Genomic DNA, 22,515 nt, shown 5'->3' with positions numbered 1-22,515 from the left:
TGTTAAATTTTAATTTGACGCTTCTAGTAAGCAAAAAATAAGAAAGACGAATTTTTAATATTTAAAAATAGAAACCCCATCCTGATTCATGGGGTTTTTTTATAGGTGATTGTATTAGTGATAACCATGTAATTGTCGGTATAAACCTGGCGTAACACCTGTCCATTTTTTAAATGCACGGTGGAATGTACTGGTTTCACTAAATCCAACTTGTTGCGCCACATCTTCAAGCGTTAGCTGTGGATTAAGGAGTAAATGAATGGCGGCATCTCGACGCAATGCATCTTTCACGCCTTGATAGCTTTTACCTTCAGCAGCTAAACGACGACGTAAAGTCTGTGGCGATAAATAGAGCATTGATGCGACATCATTAAGCGTTGGCATTTCTTCACCAATTTGGCTTTTTAATACGTCCCGAATACGTGATGTTAATGAATTAGTATTTTTAAATTTAACCAATAATTGTGCTGGTGCAGTCTTTAAAAACTCCTCAAGTGTTTCTTCAGTTTGTCGAATGGGTAGATCTAGATAGTCTGCTGCAAATGTAATTTCTGTTCTTGGCGCATCAAATTGCATGACGGGAGCAAAGAAGAGAGCATCATATTCATCTGCGTGACTTGGTCGTTCATAGCCAAAATGTACACGTTCTAGCGGTAATCTGCGATCGATTAACCATGATGCTAATCCATGCCAAATCATTAAGATACTTTCAGTAATATAATGATCAGGGTCCATTGCTTGCGGTACTAATGGAACAAGGCGCGCTTCATGTTTATCACGCTCTATGGTCACGCACCATTCATCACCAAATAATTTATAAAATTGAGTTGAAAGTTCAAGTGCATCACCTAGGGTTTTTGCATGAACAATCAATTGACACATAATGGCAAATGTACCTAATCTTCGTGGTTGAGTATCAAAGCCAACATGCTCATCTTGAGTGACCATCCATAGCATTTTGATAAAACGTGTATATTGTTCTGGTGAAATACGTGCCTTTGGCTGACGCAGTAATTCAGCTTCAATGCCAACATGAGACAAGAGTGTTTCGACATCCATACCAAGACGTTTTACGCCAGTAAGAGCGGCATTGACGAAATGGATGCTAATAGTATCTCTACTCACGATTAACCCTTCAGTCTCTTTAAAGTTTATATTCACGTATTTTTGACCCAAATGACTTAAAAAATATTATTTTGGCGATTTACATGAGTAATTTTACCAATTTAGTACATGGTAAATTGCCGAAACGATCAAGGTAAATGGCTTAAGATTACATTGTGATGATAATTTTAATGATTATATTGGTTGAATTGTAAACTAAAGATGCTGATTTTTAAGAGTTTTTATATTTATATCTTATTGAAAATAATAGTTTTTACTATTATATTTATAGATTCCATATTGGATATTTACTGAAAAGTAGAAATGGTGAAGGTGTATATATTAAATCATGCAGATGTGTAAATGTTGTAATCTAAGAAATATCTCTCAGTAAAAATAGATGATTTAATATCATGAGAACCCAGAAAATAAAAAATGAGAAGAGGGAGACACATTTAAAATGCCAATGTGAATGAATAAAACTTATTTATGTATGAGCATCTATATTAAATTGACAATGTAGCTGTATAAAGACGTTGAAACCTAAAATAATACAATGAATAAACATAACGTATTTAAAATGAATTATAAATTGAAGTAGGTACTAGTTTAAATAAGAATAGTTCTTATGAATAATTATGATAACAATTGAATAAAATATATTAATTCAGAAAAAATGAATCAAAATCGTTTGAAAGCTTTAGTTTTAAAGGGGGGGAAGTTGGCTTATCAATAAAATCGCTATAAAATATGTAAAAAATGTGTTTTATAGATAGTGCAATTCTCGCTATTCTTGCGTTGATATAATAGAAACTACTAGCTGTACGCCATGTATTTATATACTGATTTCGATCAGCAACTGATTAATGAACGTGTTGCACAATTCCGTGATCAAACGGAACGTTATTTAGCCGGAAAATTGACTGAAGACGAATACCGTCCACTTCGTCTGCAAAATGGTCTATATGTTCAAAGATATGCACCTATGCTGCGTATTGCAGTGCCTTATGGATTAATGAATTCTAAGCAATTACGTAAAGTTGCTGAATTAGCGACTGCGTATGATCGTGGTTATGCCCATGTTTCAACTCGTCAAAATATTCAGTTTAACTGGCCTGCATTAGAAAATGTTCCAGATATGTTGGCAGAATTGGCAACTGTTCAAATGCATGCTATCCAAACATCTGGTAACTGTATTCGTAATACTACTACAGATCAATATGCTGGTGTTGTGGCAGGTGAAATCGCAGATCCACGTCCAACATGTGAGTTGATCCGTCAATGGTCAACATTTCATCCAGAATTTGCTTTTTTACCACGTAAATTTAAAATTGCTGTTTCAGCACTTGAAGAAACAGATCGTGCGGCAACTTCTTTTCACGATATTGGTGTGTATATTGTCAAAAATGAAGCAGGTGAAATTGGTTATAAAATTAAAGTGGGTGGTGGCTTAGGTCGTACTCCAGTCATAGGTAGTTTTATTCGTGAATTTTTACCACGTGAAGATTTAATCGCTTACCTAGAGGCTGTTCTTCGCGTTTATAATTTACATGGTCGCCGTGACAACAAATATAAAGCACGTATCAAAATTTTAGTGAAAGCTTTGACACCTGCAGTTTTTGCAGAAAAAGTAGAAGCAGAATTTGCACACACAATTCAAAGTTTAAAAATCCAACCTGAAATTTTGAAAAAATTGGATGAAGAATTTACACCATTTGATTATCAAAATTATTCAAACGAAGATTTTACTGCACAATTTTCAGAATATCCAAAGTTCAAGCAATGGTTTAATATCAATACGAATGCACATAAAGTGAAAGGGTATCGTATTGTTACAATTTCACTTAAAAGAACAGGTGTCGCACCAGGGGATATGTCTTCTGACGAAATGAATTTAATTGCTGATTTAGCAGATCAGTATACTTTTGGTGAACTTCGTACGACACATGAGCAAAATATTTCACTTGTCGATGTCCCGCAAAAAGATTTATTTGAGTTGTGGACAATTTTAGAAAAAAATAATCTTGCACGTGCACATATTGGTTTTATTACCGATATTATCTGCTGTCCGGGCGGGGATTTTTGTTCACTGGCAAATGCTAAATCAATTCCTATCTCTGAAGCAATTTCACGTCGTTTTGATGATCTTGATACCATTTATAACTTGGGTAAACTGGATTTAAATATCTCGGGTTGTATGAATGCTTGCGGACATCATCATGTTGGTAATATTGGTATTTTAGGCGTTGATAAAAAAGGCGCAGAATTTTATCAAATTACCTTAGGTGGAAATGCTGATCATGATGCCTCTATTGGCGATATTTTAGGACCATCATTTGCAGCTGAAATTGTTCCAGACATTGTAGAAGAGATTTTAAATACTTATCTTGATCTTCGTTCTGAGGGTGAAGAGTTTATTGATACTTATCGTCGTGTTGGTATTCAACCATTTAAGGAACGTGCTTATGCTTAATCCCGCATTACAAGTGCTTTTTAAAGATGGCACTGTTTTAGATAATACTTATCAACTGATTGGTGAAGATGGTATTTTGCCACAGAGTGATGTTGTTTTAACTGTGGATCAGTTGGAGCAGTTGCCCCATGTTATTGGTAAAAAAGCATTATTTCTAACAGTTGATGCTTCGCCAGAGACACACGAGTTTCCACTTGAGCAATTCGATACTATTTTTATTGAATTTGCTGGATTTAATGATGGGCGAGGGTATTCTTTTGCTGCATTATTGCGCAGACAAGGTTACGCTGGGGAGCTTCGTGCAACAGGTGATGTTTTTAAAGATGTTTTAAACTATATGAAACGTTCAGGTTTTGATAGTTTTGTCATTAAAGAAGGTAAAGATATTACTGAAGCTGCAGCAGGATTGAGCGATTTTACTCATCCATATCAAGCTTCGACTGCTGTACCTAAAGCACATTATCAAACAGGTGCGTAATAGAGAATATTAACAATATAAAAAAGCCTCCTAAAGGAGGCTTTTTTATATTGTTAAATTTAAGAAGTAGGAGCTTCTAATTGGCAATTAATCATCCATTTAATACCAAATTGATCGGTAAAAGCGCCATAGAGTGCACCCCAAAAAGTTTTTTGAAGTGAACTTTCTATTTGACCATTGACTGACAACTCATTAAATAAGCGATGCGCTTCGGTTTCTTCATGTGCCTCTAAATTGATAGAAATATAATGATTTGAGCCAATAATGAATGGTGTCTGGGTGTTACAGAAAGTTTTAGTAATATCTGAAGCCATGAGAGTTGTATATGTATTGATTGGAAGCGAGATATGAATAAGATAGTCTTTTTCTTCTTCTGGGACTTGAATATCGCTAAGTTCGTAATAATATTTTATAAAGCTAAACTCACCACCAAAAACTGTTTGATAAAAAGAGAAGGCAGCATAAGCCTGTCCTCTAAAATTTAAGTAATGATTAAGTTGCATGAGTATCCTTCTGCATTTATTTATAATAAAAAGTAATCAAGTTTTAATTTAGCAGTTTATTTTATAAATTTTAAGTCGGAAAACAGGAAAGTTTATTTATATTTTTTTGCTTTACTCACGATGCATAAGCTCCAACGTAAATTTTGAACTCTACTAAACAAATAGAGAGTTCAAAATTAAATTCTTTTATAAAATTTCAATCGCGATTGCAGTTGCTTCTCCACCACCTATACATAAAGAGGCAATTCCTTTTTTTCCTCCTGTACGTTTTAAAGCATGAATCAGTGTCAAAATAATACGTGATCCTGTAGAGCCAACAGGATGTCCAAGTGCACATGCACCACCATGAATATTTACTTTTTCTGGATCAAGTTTAAACTCATCAATTGGACACATGGTGACCATGGCAAATGCTTCATTGATTTCCCATAAGTCTACATCTTGAATATTCCAGCCACTTTTGTTTAAAACTTTTTGAATCGCGCCAACAGGTGCAATGGTAAACTCAGACGGATGTTGAGAATTTGATGCATAAGCTATAATTTTAGCTAAAGGGCTTAAACCTTTTTCTGTTGCATGAGTTGCTGATGAAATGACAAGTGCAGAAGCACCATCAGAAATAGAACTAGCATTTGCGGCAGTAATCGTACCATCTTTGGCAAAAGCTGGGCGTAAATGAGGAATTTTATCAATATTTGCATTAAAGGGTTGTTCATCTTTGTCGATGACAAGATCACCTTTACGCGTTGAGATTGTAACTGGAACAATTTCTTCAGCAAAATAACCTTCAGTAATTGCAGTTTGGGCACGTTTTAATGATTGAATAGCAAAATTATCCATTTGCTCACGTGTATAACCTTTATGATTCGCCATATCTTGTGCAAATGAGCCCATTAAGCGACCAGTTTCAGCATCTTCAAGACCATCAAAAAACATATGGTCTTTGACTTCACGATGACCCATACGATAGCCAGCACGTGCTTGGGGAAGTAAATAAGGAGCATTAGACATAGACTCCATTCCACCAGCAACAATGACTTCAGCTGAACCAGCTTTTATCGTATCAGCAGCTTGCATTACTGCTTTCATGCCAGAGCCACATAGTTTATTAATAGTGACGGCTCCAGTTGAATCTGGTAGACCTGCTTTACGCATAGCCTGACGTGCAGGTCCTTGTTTTAAACCAGCAGGCAAAACACAGCCCATTATAACTTCTTCAATATCTGATGGTTGAAGACCTGATCGAGTAATTGCTTCTTTAATTGTTATTGCACCTAAATCTGGGGCTGTGGCATTTGTTAGACTTCCTTGAAAACCACCCATTGCTGTTCGAGCACCACTAACAATCACAATATCAGTCATTTGTTATCTCCAATTTATTGCTATTTTGATTTGTACCTTAAAATAGTATATGAAAAAATGATAAGGAATACAGTTCAAATGCTTTTGAATTTTAGACTGTTGGGTTCTAACAGAATGGTGTGGTTTCTGATCGTATATGTCCCATTTTGCTTAAAATGACTTTATGAGAAGTCAATGTTGTTGTATTGCAATAATAAAAACTACCATTATATCCAATGGGTAGACCAAGCTCTTTATTAAAGACGATACTAGGAGAGTTAAGTGCACCTTTCCAAGTTAATTGACCATATTTTAAATTAAGTTGTTCAGAATAAAGTATTAAATCATTCGCGTCGATTTTACGATTGGCATTTAAATCGACAAAGAGTAAGAGGTAGTTACCCCATTGATTACTTTCACATTGATTTCCATTGGTGGATGAACAAATAACAATATTTGTATGTCGTACTACAGCTTCATTTTTTGCAGATTTTAGAAAGCTATTAAGTATTTGTAATGTTTTTTTTGTTTCTTGGCGTGCAAAAAAATTACTAAAATAAGGTATAGAAATACTAGCAATTATAGAGAATATTGTTAATATGAACAAAACTTCAACTAAACTGAAGCCAAAATTTTTTTTGTAATGCATAATTTTATTTTTTTAAATAATTGTTAGAGTGATTTTATAAATATTTTTGCTTAATAGTGTGTAAAAAATGTTAGAATTAAGCCATCAAAAAGGATAAGCTATTCGCTGTAAAAAAATTAGCATTATTTACTCAATTACAACGGAAATTGTAAGTAATTTTGTCAATAATTTGCATGATTAAAATTATCAAGCACTTGGAAAACTGTGAAAGTGTTTGTATCATTCACAGTGACTAGTTTTAATGAACTGGGGTAAAAGCCTATCTCTGGATAGATTTTATTTAGGCTTGGACTTGAACAATAATGTTATCTCTGGAGGATAAATCCATGAAAATGAGTCGTATTGCTTTAGCAATGCTCGTAGCTGCACCTTTAGCTGCTGCAAATGCAGGTGTAACTGTAACTCCACTATTACTTGGTTATACTTTTCAAGACTCTTTAAAAGACTTTAATAATAAGCGCGAAGGTGCTGATTTAAAACTTAAAGGCGATGTGTTTGTAGGTGCTGCACTTGGTGTTGAATTGACTCCATGGTTAGGTTTTGAAGCTGAATATAGCCAAATTAAAGGTGATTTAGAAGAAAAATCAGCGACTACTCGTGATTTTGATAAAGTTGGTAAGTATAAGCAAAGCAACATTGCGGGTAACTTCTATGTTACATCTGACTTAATCACTAAAAACTATGACAGCAAAATTAAGCCTTATGTATTGTTAGGTGCTGGACATTCTAAAGTTAAAGGACAAGATGGAGCTTATGGTTCATCTGAAGGTACAATCGCGAACGCGGGTCTTGGTGCTTTCTGGCGTTTAAATGATGCTTTATCTTTACGTACTGAAGCTCGTGCATCATATAACGAAGCAGTAAAAAACTGGGATTACACAGCTTTAGCTGGTCTTAACGTAGTTCTTGGTGGTCACTTAAAGCCAGCTGCACCAGTTGTAATTGTTGAGCCTGTAATCGTTGAGCCTGTAGTGGTTGAGCCTGTAGTAGTTGTTCCAGCAGAAGTTGAAGATCTTCAAATGGAACTTCGCGTATTCTTCGATACGAACAAATCAAACATCAAACCGCAATATCAACCAGAAATTGCTAAAGTTGCTGAAGCATTAGTTGAATTCCCGAATGCAACTGCACGTATTGATGGTTACACAGATAATACAGGTCCATTAGCATTGAATGAGCGTTTATCTTTAGCTCGTGCTAACTCTGTTAAAACTGCACTTGTAAATGAATACAACATTAATCCTTCTCGTTTAACAACGAAAGGTTTTGCTTGGTTCCAACCAATTGCAGACAATAATACAGCTGAAGGCCGTGCTATGAACCGTCGTGTATTCGCGACAATTACTGGTAGCCGTGTTGTAGCTGAGTAATTTTATAATTTTATAAAAAACGATCCTAAGGGGTCGTTTTTTTATTTTTAAAATTTGTGATATGATTCGCATTAAATTATTATACGAAAGAGAAATAAATGATTAAAATAATAAGTTTAGCGAGTATGTTGGCATTTTTATTGGTCGGGTGTACTACACGTCCTTCTCTTACTACAGCAACGAAAGAGCAGATCATTAACCAAGAAACTTCAAAAGCAATTTCAGACTTACAAAATGGTGTATCAATTTACTTTGATACAGGTTCAAGTGAAATTGAGACAAAATATAATTTATATTTAAAAACCGCAGCCCATATGTTAGAAATTCAACCTAACTTACTAATTGGATTAGAAGGCCATACCGATAATGTTGGCTTAGCTGGTATAAATAAAAGGATTTCCTTAGAGCGTGCGAATGCGGTTAAAGATAAACTAATTAAGGAATATCATGTGAATCCAGATCAAATTATGACCATTGGTTTGGGGGCGAGTAATCCTCTGTATGATAATAAGACAGCAGAAGGGCGGGCAAATAATCGGCGAGTGACTGCGACAGTCTATGTTAAATAATTTCGATATAGAAATAATAAAAGCAGCCCTTAGGCTGCTTTTTATAAAATAAACATGAGAAAGTGATTAATCTTGGTTAAGATCCATCGGTTTAACATCCATTTTTTGATATGAAATGAGCTTTGTTTTGAATTTCCATTTATATCCAAGCCAAATTGCTAAAAATAAGAAAATACCAATATATGTTGAAAGTACAGAGAGCCAATTTCCATCTAAGATAGATTTATAGTCTTGACCTAAAACGACAATACTACACAGAATGAAAGCAAACCAAGGTGCAAATGGGAAAAACTTGGCACGATATGCGAGGTCATTGAGTTTATAGCCTTGTGCTAAATAGCCTTTGCGAAAACGATAATGGGAAATAGCAATACCTAGCCAAACAATAAAACCACACATGCCTGACATATTCAAAAGCCAATTAAATACATCTTTTTCACCAAAAAATGTAGTTAAAAAACAAAGAGCAGCAATCACTGTGGTCGCATACAGTGCATTCATTGGTACACCACGTGTATCTAATCGCCCGAAAATTTTAGGTGCACTTCCTTTACGTGCCATATCAAAGAGCATACGCGTAGATGAATACATCCCAGAGTTACCCGCAGAAAGAATAGCGGTTAAAATGACAGCATTCATAATACTGGCTGCAAAAGCAAAACCTGCTTTTTCATACAATAATGTAAAAGGGGATAAGGTAATATTTTCTGTTTCAGCTGCTTGTAATAATAATGGATCATTATAGGAAATTAATGTCCCAATAATAAAAATACATACGATATAGAATAATAAGATACGCCAGAATATTTGTTTAATTGCAACAGGAATTGTTTTCTTAGGATCTTTTGATTCTCCTGCCGCAACACCGACCATTTCAGTTCCTTGAAACGAGAATCCTGCAATCATTGCAACACCAATAAGAGCAGATAAGCCACCAACAAAAGGAGCTTCACCTATCGTCCAATTTCCAAATGCTGCAACATTTGGAGTGAGCATCATTTTTACAATGGTGGCGATACCAATAATGATAAAGACAATAATGGCTAAAACTTTAACTAAAGAGAAAATAAACTCACTTTCTCCAAAGCCTTTAACGGTCAGTGCATTAATCCCAAAAATAATAATGAGGAAAATAGCGCTCCAATAAAAACCTGGAATATCAGGAAACCAGAATTTCATGATAAATTGGACTGCAACAAGTTCAAAGGCAACAGTAATTGCCCAGTTGTACCAATAGTTCCAACCCAGCGCGAAGCCAAACCCACCTTCAACATACTTAGTTCCATATGTGAAGAAAGCACCAGAAGTTGGATTGTGAGTCGCTAATTCGCCTAAACTTGTCATTAAGAAATAGATCATGACGCCAATAAGGCAATAAGCCAGTAATGCACCGCCAGGACCTGCATTGGCAATGGTTGCGCCAGATGCAAGAAAAAGACCAGTACCAATGGAACCACCAATGGCGATCATATTCAAATGACGTGCGCTAAGCTTTCGCTTTAAGTGAGCAGATTGAGTTTCGCTCATGGTGTTTCCTTTTTTATATGATTAAACACAGGCATAAAGCACCTTAAAACCATTTTGATCAGCTAAAACTTTGCATTGACCAAAATTTTGTTCAATTAAAATGGGGTAGTTGAGGAAGCGATTTGCCACAACCCATAATTCACCATTCGATTTAAGATGTTGCTTTGATTTTTTACAAAGATTTTCGCTTACATCGTAATGAGTATGAATTCCTTGATGAAAAGGAGGATTGCTCACGATGGCATCAAGTTCAGTAGGCGCATCACTAAAATTTGCAACCGGAAGAATCGTAAACTGAGCAGAGTCAATGCTATTATGTTCAAAAGTTAACTGTGTAGAACGTAGTGCAAACGCATCAACATCTAAAGCATAAACATAATTTTGTTTATTGAGATTTGCTAAGTAACAAGCAATAACTCCTGATCCACAACCAAAGTCAGCAATTTTACCCGATTTTACTTGATCTAAGTATGGTAAAAGAACAGCAGTGCCAACATCAAGTTTTGCTTGGCTAAATACTCCAGGTAAGGCAATAATTTTAATTATTTGATTATTTATTTGTATTTCATAGTTTTTAGTCCATTTTTCTAAAGAAGTTTTTTCTTTTATTATCCCTAAGCTCATCTGCCAAAGTTGACAATGACGAGCACTATCTAGCTTAATACATTTTCCAAATGCTTGTAATTGTTTAGCAGCACGTTCTATGCCCCCTTTTTTTTCACCGACAAGAAATACTTGTGTATTTAATGGGAAATTACTTGAAATTTGATCGAGTATGTAATTTAAAAGCTCTTTTGATTTTGGAATAAAGACAATAACTTGATCAAAAATTTCTTCAGGTAATTCAATACCAAAATGTCTATTAAAACTATTTTTTTCAAACGAAAGATAATCTGCATAATTCCAAGTCCAAATGTAACTTTGTATGTCAGAATCTAAATGATTAAGTAATTGATCATTTGGGGCATTAATAAATAATACTCGACCTTGAAGATGATCTTTTTGTCGAATGACGACTTCACTTCTTGGATCCATATTGAACTCACATGAAAAAACACTGTCTAAGGAAAATTAGACAGTGTTCTATTATAAATGAAATTACTTCTTTGTTTCAGGAAGAACGATATTTAGAATTAACGCTGTAATACCGCCAGTTGCGACCCCTGAGCTAAAAATATTTCTAAATAATTCAGGTAGATGCTCTAGAATTTGTGGAACTTGTGCAACCCCAAGACCGAGTGCCAATGAAATAGCAATAATTAATAATGCGCGGCGATCAAGTTGAATACCAGATAAAATGTTAATGCCTGATGCTGCAACTGCACCAAACATCACCATAACTGCACCACCCAGAACGGCTTGAGGAACCGCTTGAATAATGCCAGCAACAGCAGGCAGTAAACCTAAAATAATAAGTAAAGCTGCAATCCAAATACCAACATAACGACTGGCTACGCCTGTCAATTGAATGACACCATTATTTTGGGCAAAGACTGAACTTGGAAAAGTATTGAATATTCCTGCAAGGAAAGAATTGGCACCATTGACGAGTACCCCTCCTTTGATTCTTTGCATCCAACTAGCCCCATCTACAGGTTGATTCGACAGTTTCGATGTTGCTGTAATATCTCCAATCGCCTCTAAAGAGGTGACTAAATAAATAAATGCCATAGGAATAAATAGACTCCATGAGAAGTCTAAACCAAAATGCATAGGCATAGGAATTTGAACAAGAGGGGAGTCTTGTAGGCCAGAGAAATCTAAATGTCCCATAAAGCCTGCTAGAATATAGCCTGCAACAAGTGCAATTAAAATGGCAGAGCTTTTTACCCAAGTAATACGGATACGGTTAAGTAAAATAATGAGCGCCAATACTGTACACGACATGATGAGATTATCTGCCGTTGCAAAGGTATTATTGCTCATTGCTTGATAACCACCACCCATACTGATTAAGCCCTCTTTAATCAGAGTAAGACCGATTAACAGTACGACAATCCCTGTGACTAAAGGTGTAATGAGCTTTTTAATCCACGGTAAGATTTGTGAAACACCCATTTCAATGAAAGAACCGGCAATGACAACACCAAAAATTGCAGCCATGACAGATTCAACAGGGGTTCCCGCAGCGACCATTGCAGACCCAATTCCAATAATTGGACCAATAAAGTTAAAGCTTGTTCCTTGAACAATTAATAAACCTGCACCAAATGGACCCACTTTTTTACATTGTAAGAAAGTCGCAATGCCTGAAATCACCAATGACATAGACAAAATCATATTGGTATCTTCTTTTGAAACGCCTAATGCTAAGCAAATGAGTAAGCCGGGCGTTACAATCGGTACAATAATGGCCAGAAGATGTTGAAATGCGGCTAAAAATGCAATAAATGGTGATGGACGATCATTTAATCCATAGACAAGATCAAGTTGGTCTTTTGGATTGGGAGATTGATTTAAATCTGACATGAGTTACAGAAAATTGAGGCTAGATGGCTGTATTCTAATCTGATTAGATGATTTATAAAATGAAAAGAGCACAACTTAAATAAAAAAATGATGTTGTCAATAAATAGCCACTATAAAAAGTTCATATTTTTCTATATAATCTTGCCTCAAATTTAAAGCGTATTGAATTTACATGTCAGATATTAAAACTCTCCGTAACATTGCAATTATTGCGCACGTTGACCACGGGAAAACTACTCTTGTAGATAAACTTTTACAACAATCAGGTGCTCTCGGTGACCGAGCGGGCGAGATTGAGCGTGTCATGGATTCTAACGCGCTAGAGTCAGAACGTGGTATTACTATTCTTGCTAAGAACACAGCAATTAAATGGTTAGATAAACGTACCGATACAGAATACCGTATTAACATTGTGGACACCCCAGGACACGCGGACTTCGGTGGTGAAGTTGAACGTGTTATGTCTATGGTTGACTGTGTACTTCTTCTTGTAGACTCACAAGAAGGTCCAATGCCACAGACTCGTTTCGTGACGCAAAAAGCGTTCGCACGTGGTTTGAAACCAATTGTTATTATTAATAAAGTAGACAAACCAAGCGCACGTCCAGATTGGGTTATTGATCAAGTTTTTGATTTGTTTGATAATCTTGGTGGTAGTGATGAACAGTTAGATTTCCCAGTTGTATATGCATCAGGTCTTCGTGGTGTTGCTGGTCCTTCTCCAGAAGAGCTTGCTGAAGACATGACTCCATTGTTCCAAACAATTGTAGACATTGTTGAACCACCAGCTGTTGATGTAGATGGCCCATTCCAAATGCAAGTATCTTCACTTGACTATAATAGTTTTGTTGGTGTTATCGGTGTTGGTCGTATTCAACGCGGTTCAGTGAAATTAAACACTCAAGTGACTGTTATTGATAAAGAAGGTAAGACACGCAACGGTCGTATCTTAAAAATTATGGGTTATCACGGTTTAGAGCGTGTTGATGTAGATGAAGCAAGTGCTGGTGATATCGTTTGTATCACAGGTATTGATGCATTAAACATCTCTGACACGATTTGTGATCCAAAAGCAGTCGAAGCTTTACCACCATTGTCTGTAGATGAACCTACAGTATCGATGACTTTCCAGGTCAATAATTCACCGTTTGCTGGTAAAGAAGGTAAATTTGTGACTTCACGTAACATTCGTGAGCGTCTTGATCGTGAATTAATTCATAACGTTGCACTACGTGTTGAAGATACTGACAGTCCAGATCGTTTTAAAGTTTCTGGCCGTGGTGAGCTTCATCTTTCAGTTCTAATTGAAACAATGCGTCGTGAAGGCTTCGAGATGGGTGTATCTCGTCCGCAAGTGATCATGAAAGAAATTGACGGTGAATTACAAGAACCTTACGAGAATGTAACTTTTGATGTTGAAGAACAGCATCAAGGTTCTGTAATGGAACAAATGGGTCATCGTAAAGGTGAAATGACCAATATGGAAGTTGACGGTAAAGGTCGTATCCGTATTGAAGCAACTGTTCCTTCACGTGGTTTGATTGGTTTCCGTTCAGAATTCATGACAATGACTTCTGGTACAGGCATCATGACTTCAAGTTTTGCGCATTACGGTACTGCTAAACAAGGTACTGTTGCGAAACGTCAAAATGGTGTGTTGATTTCTATGGTTCAAGGCGTATGTCTTGGTTATGCGTTATTCACATTACAAGATCGTGGTCGTTTGTTTGCTAAACCACAGTTAGAAGTTTATGAAGGTATGATCGTTGGTATGAACTCTCGTTCAGACGATATGGTTGTTAACCCGACTAAAGCAAAACAATTAACAAACGTACGTGCATCTGGTACAGATGAAGCATTAACTTTAACACCAGCTGTTGAATTTACGCTTGAACAAGCACTTGAATTTATTGAAGATGATGAATTAGTTGAAGTAACGCCTAAATCAATTCGTATTCGTAAGCGTTGGTTAACTGAAAACGAACGTAAGCGTAATCGTAGCAAATAAATTGCATAATTAAACAATAAAAAACGTCAACAATAGGTTGGCGTTTTTTTGTATTAATTATTTGAAATGTATTTAGTTAATGAATTAAACCAAGTAGATTCATATGATTGAAACTATGAATAAAAATGTGAAATAGATAGTGATCTATTCCATAGTTAATACTGGAGAAAACATGAGTATCGTTCAAGAATTTAAAGAATTTGCCGTTAAAGGCAACGTCATGGATTTAGCTGTAGGGGTTATTATTGGGGGAGCATTTGGAAAAATTATAGATTCTGTAGTTGCAGATTTAATTATGCCATTTGTTTCTTGGATTTTAGGGGGGCAAGTTGATTTTTCAAACTGGTTCTGGGTATTAGGTGATAATCCAAATAATATTACGAATTTGGTCGCTGCGAAAGAAGCAGGTTTAAATATCTTCGCATATGGTAATTTTATTACAATTTTAATTAATTTTATTTTACTGGCTTGGGTTGTATTCTGCCTTGTGAAATTTATGAATAAATTACGTCGTGAAAAAGTGGAAGAGTCTGTAGAACCAGTAGCTACACCAACACCAGAAGACATTGAGTTATTACGTGAAATTCGTGATGAATTGAAAAAACGCTCATAAGTGAAAAAATTAAACGGTGCATTAGCACCGTTTTTATGAGAAATATATCGTTAACAAAATCAAGATAACATTACTTTAGATGATTAATCTTTAAGTGTTTCCCTTAAAGGTAAACATAGATTGTGTATAGGTTTTAAAAATCCATACGAAATTTAATTTCTAATAAATGCCAACCAAATTGACTCTTAATGGGGCCATGTAATTCACGTTCAGCTAAAGAAAATACAGCTTTATCAATAGGTGCAACAAGTTGCCCTTTTTTGACTTCACCCAATTCTCCTCCTTTTTTAGCGGAAGGACAGGTTGAGTGTTGTTTGGCAATTTGTGAAAAATCGGCACCATCTTTAATTTTCTTTTTGAGCTGGGCTGCGAAATCTTTATCTTTCACCAATATATGGCGAACAATAGCAGTTTTCATTTTTTACCTCGTAGAAGTGCAGGTTTCTTTGGTATTTTTTGACATTCAGGGCAAAAGACACTAGCACGTTGTCCCAGTTTAATATTTTCTAAAGTTGTTTCACAGTTCACACACATTTCACCCACACGACCATAAGCCAATAAGGTTTGTTGGAAATAACCATTCTCACCGATGGCATTGCTAAAATCTCGCAGTGTTGAACCCCCTAAATCTATGGCTTGCTTTAAAATTCGTTTTATTTCTATCACTAATTTTTCAATTTGTTGATATGTTAATAACGATGCAGGAAGAGCAGGATGAATCCCTAGATTAAATAAACTTTCTGTTGCATAAATATTTCCAACACCGACGACAAGATGATTGTCCATGATTGCCACTTTAATAGCAGTATTTTTATTTTTTAATTTCTTTGCTAAATATTCGGTATTAAATTCTGGGCTTAAAGGCTCAGGCCCTAAGGTATTAATTAATTTTGTTTGAGATTGATCATCTAACCAAAGAATACAGCCAAAACGACGTGGATCATGATAGCGTAGTTCAATATCTGCAAATTGAATAATAAGATGATCGTGTTTACGTACTGCCTCAGTAGACTCACAAATTCTAAAACTACCAGACATACCTAAGTGCCAGAGCATTGTATCTTGTTCAAACTCAGCCAAAATATATTTTGATCGTCTGGAAAGCTGAAGAAGTTTTTGTCCAACCAGTTTTTGAATATTATCTGGAATAGGCCAGCGTAAACTGGGTTGGTGGACAATTACATTGCGTACTTTTTCATTTAAAAGAGGAAGTAAACTGGTTTTGGTGGTTTCAACTTCTGGTAACTCGGGCATAATGAATAAATAGGCATATCGTCAGTATTAGCCATAATATCGGGTTATTACATTATAAATACAAGAGATTAACCTATACATTTTTAAGCAATGATGAGTTGAAGATAAAATACAGGCAGATAAGTCAATTATTTAATTTGCGACATGGTGATTGGGATATTAAAGAGTGGGTATTTATTTCATGCTTTTAATGTAGTCTATTTACTTATCTGTATAATTAATAAGAAAAGTAAACTTCTTTATGGTAAATATATCACATATCATCTATGTATGAAGTGACTTAAATAAAACCATTAAGTGACTTTATAACAATAGGAAATTTTTAATAAGGAAAATTCTGTGGCATTACTTTTTCAACCGATTCAATTTGGACAGCTTCAATTGGCCAATAAAATTATTATTGCACCCATGTGTCAATATTCTGCAACAGAACAAGGCGAACCAACCTTTTGGCATGAACAACAATGGTCGAAATATGCTTTGTCTGGGGCAGGGTTGTATATTATTGAAGCCACGGCAGTACAACCTGAAGGTCGTATCAGTTATGCAGATTTAGGACTTTGGAATGATTTTCAGGCGAATAAAATTAAAGCAATCATCACAAAAGTAAAATCTATTTCACCAATGCCAATAGCGGTACAACTTGCTCATGCAGGAAGAAAAGCATCGGTCAGTAAGCCATGGGAGAGTGGGCAACAAATTCCACAGACAGATACAAAAGGTTGGCAAACAGTATCTGCAAGTGATCTTCCATTTCGTTCAGAAGATGTTACGCCACTAGCCTTAGATAATACAGATATTCAAAAAGTGATTGCTGATTTTGCAACAGCAGCAAAACGTGCTGTAGATGCAGGTTTTGACTTAATTGAAATACATGCAGCACATGGTTATTTGCTTCATCAGTTTTTATCGCCTTTATCAAATCAGCGAGATGATGAATATGGAGGAAGCCTTGAAAATCGATTACATTTAACATTAGAAGTATTTAAGGCAATTCAAAACGCAGTTCCTCAAAACTTCCCGATTGGTGTTCGAATTTCGGCAACAGATTGGATGGATGAACAAGGAGGTTGGGATGTGCAATCCTCTATTAAATTGGCTGAACAACTTGAACAATTAGGTGCTGTTTATATTCATGTATCCAGTGCAGGCTTACATATAGCGCAAAAAATTAAGATACAAAGTAGTTATCAAGTTCCTTTTGCTCAAGCCATAAAACAACATGTGCAAATTCCTGTTATTGCTGTTGGTTTAATTACTGACGCGATACAAGCTGAAGAGATTTTACAGAATGAACAGGCAGATGCTATTGGACTGGCACGTGCAATTTTATATGATCCAAATTGGCCATGGCATGCAGCAGCAGCATTAGGTGAAAAAATTCAGATTGCCCCTCAGTATTTGAGAAGTCAGCCACATGGGGTTAAAGATTTATTTACTGCATTTTAAGCTTTTTTAGTCAAGTATTAAGTTAAACGTAGATTAATACTTAGCTTCTTTTAAGGATTCCATTTTAATGGTATTGGCTGTCGTTATTCCTATTTTTCTCTTACTGTTATTGGGATATTTATCGGTAAAGTTATCTTTACTGAACCAATTTCAAGTGGGAACAATCGGTGCATTTGTTCTTAAAATTGCTTTACCTGCATTATTTTTACAATCTTTGGCCTCAAAAGATTTAGCAGAGATATGGTTTCCTGAATATTTCTTGGTCTATGCAACTGTGACATTTAGTTTGTATGCAGCTGCATTTCTAATCATTTTTAAGCACTTCAAACATAATATTTCCGAAACCTCTGTACTATCATTAGGCGCTTCTATGTCTAATACGGGGTTGTTAGGAACTGCTGTTTTAACACTATTGATGGGACAAAAAGCGATGATGTATACTTCGCTAATTGTCATTATCGAGAGTGTTTTGCTCATTCCTTTGGTCTTGATATTGGCGGAGGCAGGTACTAAAGAAAAGACTAATTTTATTGCAATTGTCAAAAATACATTTTTAACGCTGCTCAAAAATCCTTTATTTATGGGTGTTGTACTTGGAATATTATGTGCCATTTTTAAAATACACATTCCACATTATTTAGATGAAGTTTTAACTTTACTGGGTAAAACGGCATCCCCCTTGGCACTTTTTTCTATTGGTGGTGGAATTGTAGGATTGTCTTTGAAATATGTGAACTTACAGAGCTGTTACATTGTTTTTTCAAACAATATTATGATGCCACTTTTGGTATTTTTAGGGCTTTATTATCTTACCGATGTCAGCTTGGAAATGGTATATGCAGGGACATTAATTGCAGCCTTACCAATGCCAACGATTTTTGCAATGTTGGGGCAGTTGTATGGTTTAAATGAAAAAGCATTAACGCCCTTATTGATGAGTACAATTTTAGGTTTCATTGTAGCTAGTGGATTGATTACCTTATGGTGGGCGTAGTGAAATTATACTGATTGATGTGCGAAAATGGTGGTGAAATAAAAAAGCAATAATGATATCTCAAAAATCATTATTGCTTCATTGATTGTGATTAATTTAAGTTTGTGGTCTTGCAACATCACCATTTAAGGCTTCAGGTAAATCTAAAATTTGTAAATCAAGTGCTTCAAGCGCAGCAGGTTTTGCAATAACGAGTGCTTTATATCCATGATCAATTGAAATGCTATTTACAATTTCAACGTCATTACTTAACTTTGTTGCAGGTGTTGGAGCATCACCTTGTGCTTGTATCAGGTGTAGCCAGTGTTTTGGTTTCGCCTTAAACCAAAGTCGAGCAACAATTTCCTGTCCTAAATAACAGCCTTTGTCATAATGTACACCTTCTCGTTGGTGCAAACGTAATTCTTGAGGCTGAAACTCTTGAGAAGTAACTGCACTAATCCATGCTTGACCAGATTCAATCGCTTGTAATTGCCAATGTTGAATATCAGTTTGGGTTGCTGAGAATTCGGTGTGTAAACCTTGAATGACAGGATAGACGAATCCAGATTCTTCAAGTTTCATTTTGGAAAATGCGCCAAACTTTTTAATATGTTTAGCGAGTTCTTCAGCTAAGTCTGAGACTGAAATAATTTCAAAGTGTTCAGCATTGATTTTTTTTAACCAAAATCCAAATTGTAAACGACCTTTTAAATTGCAAATACCAGTATAACGTGTTTCATTTTCAGCAAGTTGTTCCACATTGAGGGTTACTTGTCCTTGAAGAAATTTTTGTGCATCTACACCTTGCAGAGTAAACGAAGAAAATGTGAGTGCGCTCATTTTTTAATCTCTATCACGATATCTAATACTAAAGAATGGAATCTATTTTCCGCTATTTTAAAAAAAAATACAGTTTTTCAATGATTTTTTTATTATTTAGGACATATAAAGCTTCAAAGTAATGAAAAAATATAATAACTATTTGAAATATATATAATTTGGGAAATGTTGTTTGAGCAGTGTAGTATTCTGCTTGAGTCACAAAAATAGTGAACATCAAACTTTGATGAATAGAGGGCAGGAAAGCTATGAATAACAATTACCGTAAACCACTGCAAGGAACCCAGTTAGAATATTTTGATGTCCATCAAGCCATTGAAGATATTCAACCAGGCGCATATGAGAAACTTCCCTACACGTCAAAGGTTCTTGCTGAGCAATTAGTACGTCGCTGTAACTCTCAAATTTTAGAGCAATCATTAAAAGAATTGATTTATCAAAAGCAGGATCATGATTTTCCATGGTATCCCGCTCGTGTGGTATGCCATGATATTTTAGGTCAAACTGCTTTGGTCGATTTAGCAGGTTTACGTGATGCGATTGCCGATCAAGGTGGAGATCCAGCGAAGGTCAATCCAGTGGTGCCTACCCAGTTAATTGTAGATCACTCTTTAGCTGTTGAGTATGGTGGGTTTGATCCCGAGGCTTTTGAAAAAAATCGTGCTGTTGAAGATCGTCGTAATGAAGATCGATTTCATTTTATTGAATGGACCAAAACAGCAGTTGAAAATGTAGATGTGATTCCTGCTGGAAATGGGATTATGCATCAAATAAATTTAGAAAAAATGTCTCCTGTGATACAAAGTCGCGATGGTATTGCCTTTCCGGATACATGTGTAGGGACTGATTCGCATACGCCGCATACGGATGCACTTGGTGTTATTTCCATTGGTGTTGGTGGACTGGAAGCAGAAAATGTGATGCTTGGACGTGCATCTTGGATGCGTTTACCAGATATGATAGGCGTCGAATTAATTGGTCAAAGACAAGCAGGAATTACTGCAACGGATATCGTTTTAGCATTGACTGAATTTTTACGTAAAGCACGTGTGGTCGGGGCATATTTAGAATTTTTTGGCGAAGGTGCTGAAAGTATGTCTGTGGGTGATCGCGCTACAATTTCGAATATGACCCCAGAATATGGTGCAACTGCAGCTATGTTCTATATCGATCAGAATACGCTCGATTATTTGACGCTAACAGGGCGTGATGCTGAACAAGTAAAATTAGTTGAAACTTACGCGAAAACAATTGGGCTTTGGGCAAGTCAGATGACTCAAGCAAAATATCCACGAATATTACGTTTTGATTTATCAACTGTAACTCGTAATATTGCAGGTCCCTCGAATCCACATGCACGTGTATCTACTACAGATTTAAAAGCAAACGGCATCGCAGGAATTGTAGAAAATCGAACAGATGGTTTAATGCCTGATGGCGCAATTATTATTGCGGCTATTACGTCTTGTACGAATACTTCTAATCCAAGAAATACAGTTGCGGCTGGTTTATTGGCACGTAAAGCGAATGCACTTGGACTGATACGTAAACCTTGGGTCAAGTCTTCATTTGCACCTGGTTCTAAAGCTGCTGCTCTGTATTTAGAAGAGGCAGGAGTATTAAAAGATTTAGAACGCCTTGGGTTTGGCATTGTGGCCTATGCATGTACCACATGTAATGGGATGTCTGGTGCACTTGATTCACAAATTCAGCAAGAAATTATCGATCGTGATTTATATACAACAGCCGTACTTTCTGGTAACCGTAATTTTGATGGTCGAATTCACCCTTATGCCAAGCAAGCATTTTTAGCTTCTCCACCATTGGTTGTTGCTTATGCGATTGCGGGGACAATTCGTTTTGATATTGAAAATGATATATTGGGCACAGATCAAAATGGTCAGCCTATTTATTTAAAAGATATTTGGCCATCTGATGAAGAGATTGATGCTCTGGTTAAGACCTCAGTAAAACCTGAGCAATTTCGTAAAGTCTATATTCCAATGTTTGATTTAGGGCAAAATAAAAAAGCAGCAAGCCCACTATATGACTGGCGACCTCAAAGTACATATATTCGCCGTCCTCCTTATTGGGAGGGCGCTTTGGCTGCACCACGTACCTTAGCCAATATGCGGCCATTGGCTATTTTGGGCGATAATATTACCACTGACCATTTATCGCCATCAAATGCAATTGTATTGGATAGTGCTTCGGGAGAGTATTTGGCGAAAATGGGAGTTCCTGAGGAAGATTTCAACTCATATGCAACACATCGGGGTGATCATTTAACTGCACAACGCGCAACTTTAGCCAATCCAAAACTTTATAACGAAATGGTGGTTCGTTCGGATGGCACCATAAAACAAGGTTCTAAAGCACGTGTAGAGCCTGAAGGTGAAGTCATGCGAATGTGGGAAGCGATTGAAATTTATATGAATCGCAAACAGCCATTAATTATTATTGCAGGGAAAGATTATGGTCAAGGTTCAAGTCGAGATTGGGCAGCTAAAGGAGTGCGTTTAGCTGGGGTAGAAGTTATTGTGGCAGAAGGGTTTGAGCGTATTCATCGTACGAATCTTGTTGGAATGGGTGTATTGCCACTAGAGTTTAAAATAGGTACAGATCGTAAAACATTAAAATTAGATGGTACAGAGCTTTATAGTGTCATTGGAAATATTGCACCACGTTCAGATTTAACATTGGTGATAGAGCGTTCAACGGAAGATGGGAAAAGCCAAATCATTGAAGTTCCTGTGACTTGTCGTCTGGATACGGAAGAAGAAGTACATGTATATGAAGCAGGTGGAGTATTGCAACGCTTCGCGCAAGATTTTTTAGAAGGAAGTATTGATTAATTATAAATAGTATTATTGATAACACGCATAAAGTCAT

The 22,515-nt window shown here is 36.0% G+C and carries 19 protein-coding genes; 9 read left to right on the top strand and 10 right to left on the bottom strand.

Annotated elements, in window-relative coordinates; genetic code table 11:
• Window positions 1-114: 114 nt before the first annotated feature.
• Window positions 115-1,125 (bottom strand): AraC family transcriptional regulator, encoded by a 1,011-nt coding sequence (locus tag B9T31_RS04470; RefSeq protein WP_086180752.1) that lies wholly within the window; start codon window positions 1,123-1,125, stop codon window positions 115-117.
• A gap of 808 nt (window positions 1,126-1,933) precedes the next feature.
• On the opposite strand from B9T31_RS04470, the gene B9T31_RS04465 reads away from it, so the two are divergent.
• Both B9T31_RS04465 and B9T31_RS04460 read left to right on the top strand, forming a co-directional pair.
• Window positions 1,934-3,577 carry a nitrite/sulfite reductase gene (locus B9T31_RS04465; protein ID WP_086180751.1) on the top strand — a complete coding sequence of 548 codons (1,644 nt, stop codon included), beginning with the start codon at window positions 1,934-1,936 and terminating at the stop codon, window positions 3,575-3,577.
• Window positions 3,570-4,055, top strand: coding sequence for a DUF934 domain-containing protein (locus tag B9T31_RS04460; RefSeq protein WP_086180750.1), 486 nt, complete (start codon window positions 3,570-3,572; stop codon window positions 4,053-4,055). Before B9T31_RS04465 ends, B9T31_RS04460 begins: the two co-directional genes overlap by 8 nt.
• A gap of 59 nt (window positions 4,056-4,114) precedes the next feature.
• Here the strand turns inward: B9T31_RS04460 and B9T31_RS04455 are convergent, their stop codons facing one another.
• The 3 genes from B9T31_RS04455 to B9T31_RS04445 form a co-directional block, all read right to left on the bottom strand.
• Window positions 4,115-4,558, bottom strand: coding sequence for a VOC family protein (locus B9T31_RS04455; RefSeq protein WP_086180749.1), 444 nt, complete (start codon window positions 4,556-4,558; stop codon window positions 4,115-4,117).
• 186 nt (window positions 4,559-4,744) lie between these two features.
• A complete protein-coding gene (locus B9T31_RS04450) occupies window positions 4,745-5,920 on the bottom strand; it encodes a thiolase family protein (protein ID WP_086180748.1) in 1,176 nt (391 codons plus the stop codon).
• 106 nt (window positions 5,921-6,026) lie between these two features.
• A complete protein-coding gene (locus tag B9T31_RS04445; protein ID WP_086180795.1) occupies window positions 6,027-6,548 on the bottom strand; it encodes a GspH/FimT family pseudopilin in 522 nt (173 codons plus the stop codon).
• A gap of 326 nt (window positions 6,549-6,874) precedes the next feature.
• Between B9T31_RS04445 and omp38 the strand changes: the two genes are divergently transcribed.
• Complete coding sequence (gene omp38 / locus B9T31_RS04440) at window positions 6,875-7,918, top strand: outer membrane protein Omp38 (RefSeq protein WP_086180747.1); 1,044 nt, start codon at window positions 6,875-6,877, stop codon at window positions 7,916-7,918.
• 98 nt (window positions 7,919-8,016) lie between these two features.
• Window positions 8,017-8,487 (top strand): OmpA family protein, encoded by a 471-nt coding sequence (locus B9T31_RS04435; RefSeq protein ID WP_086180746.1) that lies wholly within the window; start codon window positions 8,017-8,019, stop codon window positions 8,485-8,487.
• Between the two features lie 66 nt (window positions 8,488-8,553).
• Here the strand turns inward: B9T31_RS04435 and B9T31_RS04430 are convergent, their stop codons facing one another.
• The 3 genes from B9T31_RS04430 to B9T31_RS04420 form a co-directional block, all read right to left on the bottom strand.
• A complete protein-coding gene (locus tag B9T31_RS04430; protein ID WP_086180745.1) occupies window positions 8,554-10,014 on the bottom strand; it encodes an amino acid permease in 1,461 nt (486 codons plus the stop codon).
• A gap of 21 nt (window positions 10,015-10,035) precedes the next feature.
• Window positions 10,036-11,049: a class I SAM-dependent methyltransferase gene (locus tag B9T31_RS04425; RefSeq protein ID WP_086180744.1), complete on the bottom strand. Its 1,014-nt coding sequence runs from the start codon at window positions 11,047-11,049 to the stop codon at window positions 10,036-10,038.
• 63 nt (window positions 11,050-11,112) lie between these two features.
• A complete protein-coding gene (locus tag B9T31_RS04420) occupies window positions 11,113-12,483 on the bottom strand; it encodes a uracil-xanthine permease family protein (RefSeq protein WP_086180743.1) in 1,371 nt (456 codons plus the stop codon).
• A 172-nt stretch (window positions 12,484-12,655) separates the two neighbouring features.
• On the opposite strand from B9T31_RS04420, the gene typA reads away from it, so the two are divergent.
• Both typA and mscL read left to right on the top strand, forming a co-directional pair.
• Window positions 12,656-14,491 (top strand): translational GTPase TypA, encoded by a 1,836-nt coding sequence (typA, locus tag B9T31_RS04415; RefSeq protein ID WP_086180742.1) that lies wholly within the window; start codon window positions 12,656-12,658, stop codon window positions 14,489-14,491.
• A 172-nt stretch (window positions 14,492-14,663) separates the two neighbouring features.
• A complete protein-coding gene (mscL, locus tag B9T31_RS04410; RefSeq protein WP_086180741.1) occupies window positions 14,664-15,104 on the top strand; it encodes a large conductance mechanosensitive channel protein MscL in 441 nt (146 codons plus the stop codon).
• Window positions 15,105-15,237: 133 nt separating this feature from the next.
• Here the strand turns inward: mscL and B9T31_RS04405 are convergent, their stop codons facing one another.
• Window positions 15,238-15,522 (bottom strand): peptidylprolyl isomerase, encoded by a 285-nt coding sequence (locus B9T31_RS04405; RefSeq protein WP_086180740.1) that lies wholly within the window; start codon window positions 15,520-15,522, stop codon window positions 15,238-15,240.
• A complete protein-coding gene (mutM, locus tag B9T31_RS04400; RefSeq protein ID WP_086180739.1) occupies window positions 15,519-16,358 on the bottom strand; it encodes a bifunctional DNA-formamidopyrimidine glycosylase/DNA-(apurinic or apyrimidinic site) lyase in 840 nt (279 codons plus the stop codon). The genes B9T31_RS04405 and mutM overlap by 4 nt, the downstream gene beginning before the upstream one ends.
• A 339-nt stretch (window positions 16,359-16,697) precedes the next feature.
• On the opposite strand from mutM, the gene B9T31_RS04395 reads away from it, so the two are divergent.
• Both B9T31_RS04395 and B9T31_RS04390 read left to right on the top strand, forming a co-directional pair.
• Entirely contained in the window at window positions 16,698-17,807 is a 1,110-nt protein-coding gene (locus tag B9T31_RS04395; RefSeq protein ID WP_086180738.1) for an NADH:flavin oxidoreductase/NADH oxidase, read from the top strand.
• A 67-nt stretch (window positions 17,808-17,874) separates the two neighbouring features.
• Entirely contained in the window at window positions 17,875-18,801 is a 927-nt protein-coding gene (locus B9T31_RS04390; protein ID WP_086180737.1) for an AEC family transporter, read from the top strand.
• A gap of 96 nt (window positions 18,802-18,897) precedes the next feature.
• On the opposite strand, the gene B9T31_RS04385 is transcribed toward B9T31_RS04390, so the two are convergent.
• Window positions 18,898-19,623, bottom strand: a complete 726-nt coding sequence (locus B9T31_RS04385) for a YgfZ/GcvT domain-containing protein (RefSeq protein WP_086180736.1) — start codon at window positions 19,621-19,623, stop codon at window positions 18,898-18,900.
• A 248-nt stretch (window positions 19,624-19,871) separates the two neighbouring features.
• Here B9T31_RS04385 and acnD point away from each other — a divergent pair, with 248 nt between their 5' ends.
• The gene (gene acnD / locus B9T31_RS04380; protein ID WP_086180735.1) at window positions 19,872-22,478 is read left to right on the top strand and encodes a Fe/S-dependent 2-methylisocitrate dehydratase AcnD; all 2,607 of its coding nucleotides are present in this window, start codon (window positions 19,872-19,874) and stop codon (window positions 22,476-22,478) included.
• Window positions 22,479-22,515: the final 37 nt, after the last annotated feature.

Origin of the sequence: Acinetobacter sp. ANC 4558 (assembly GCF_002135375.1) — a bacterium.
In the GTDB taxonomy this organism is placed as follows: Bacteria; Pseudomonadota; Gammaproteobacteria; order Pseudomonadales; family Moraxellaceae; genus Acinetobacter.
This window is presented reverse-complemented; position numbering and strand designations above follow the sequence as displayed.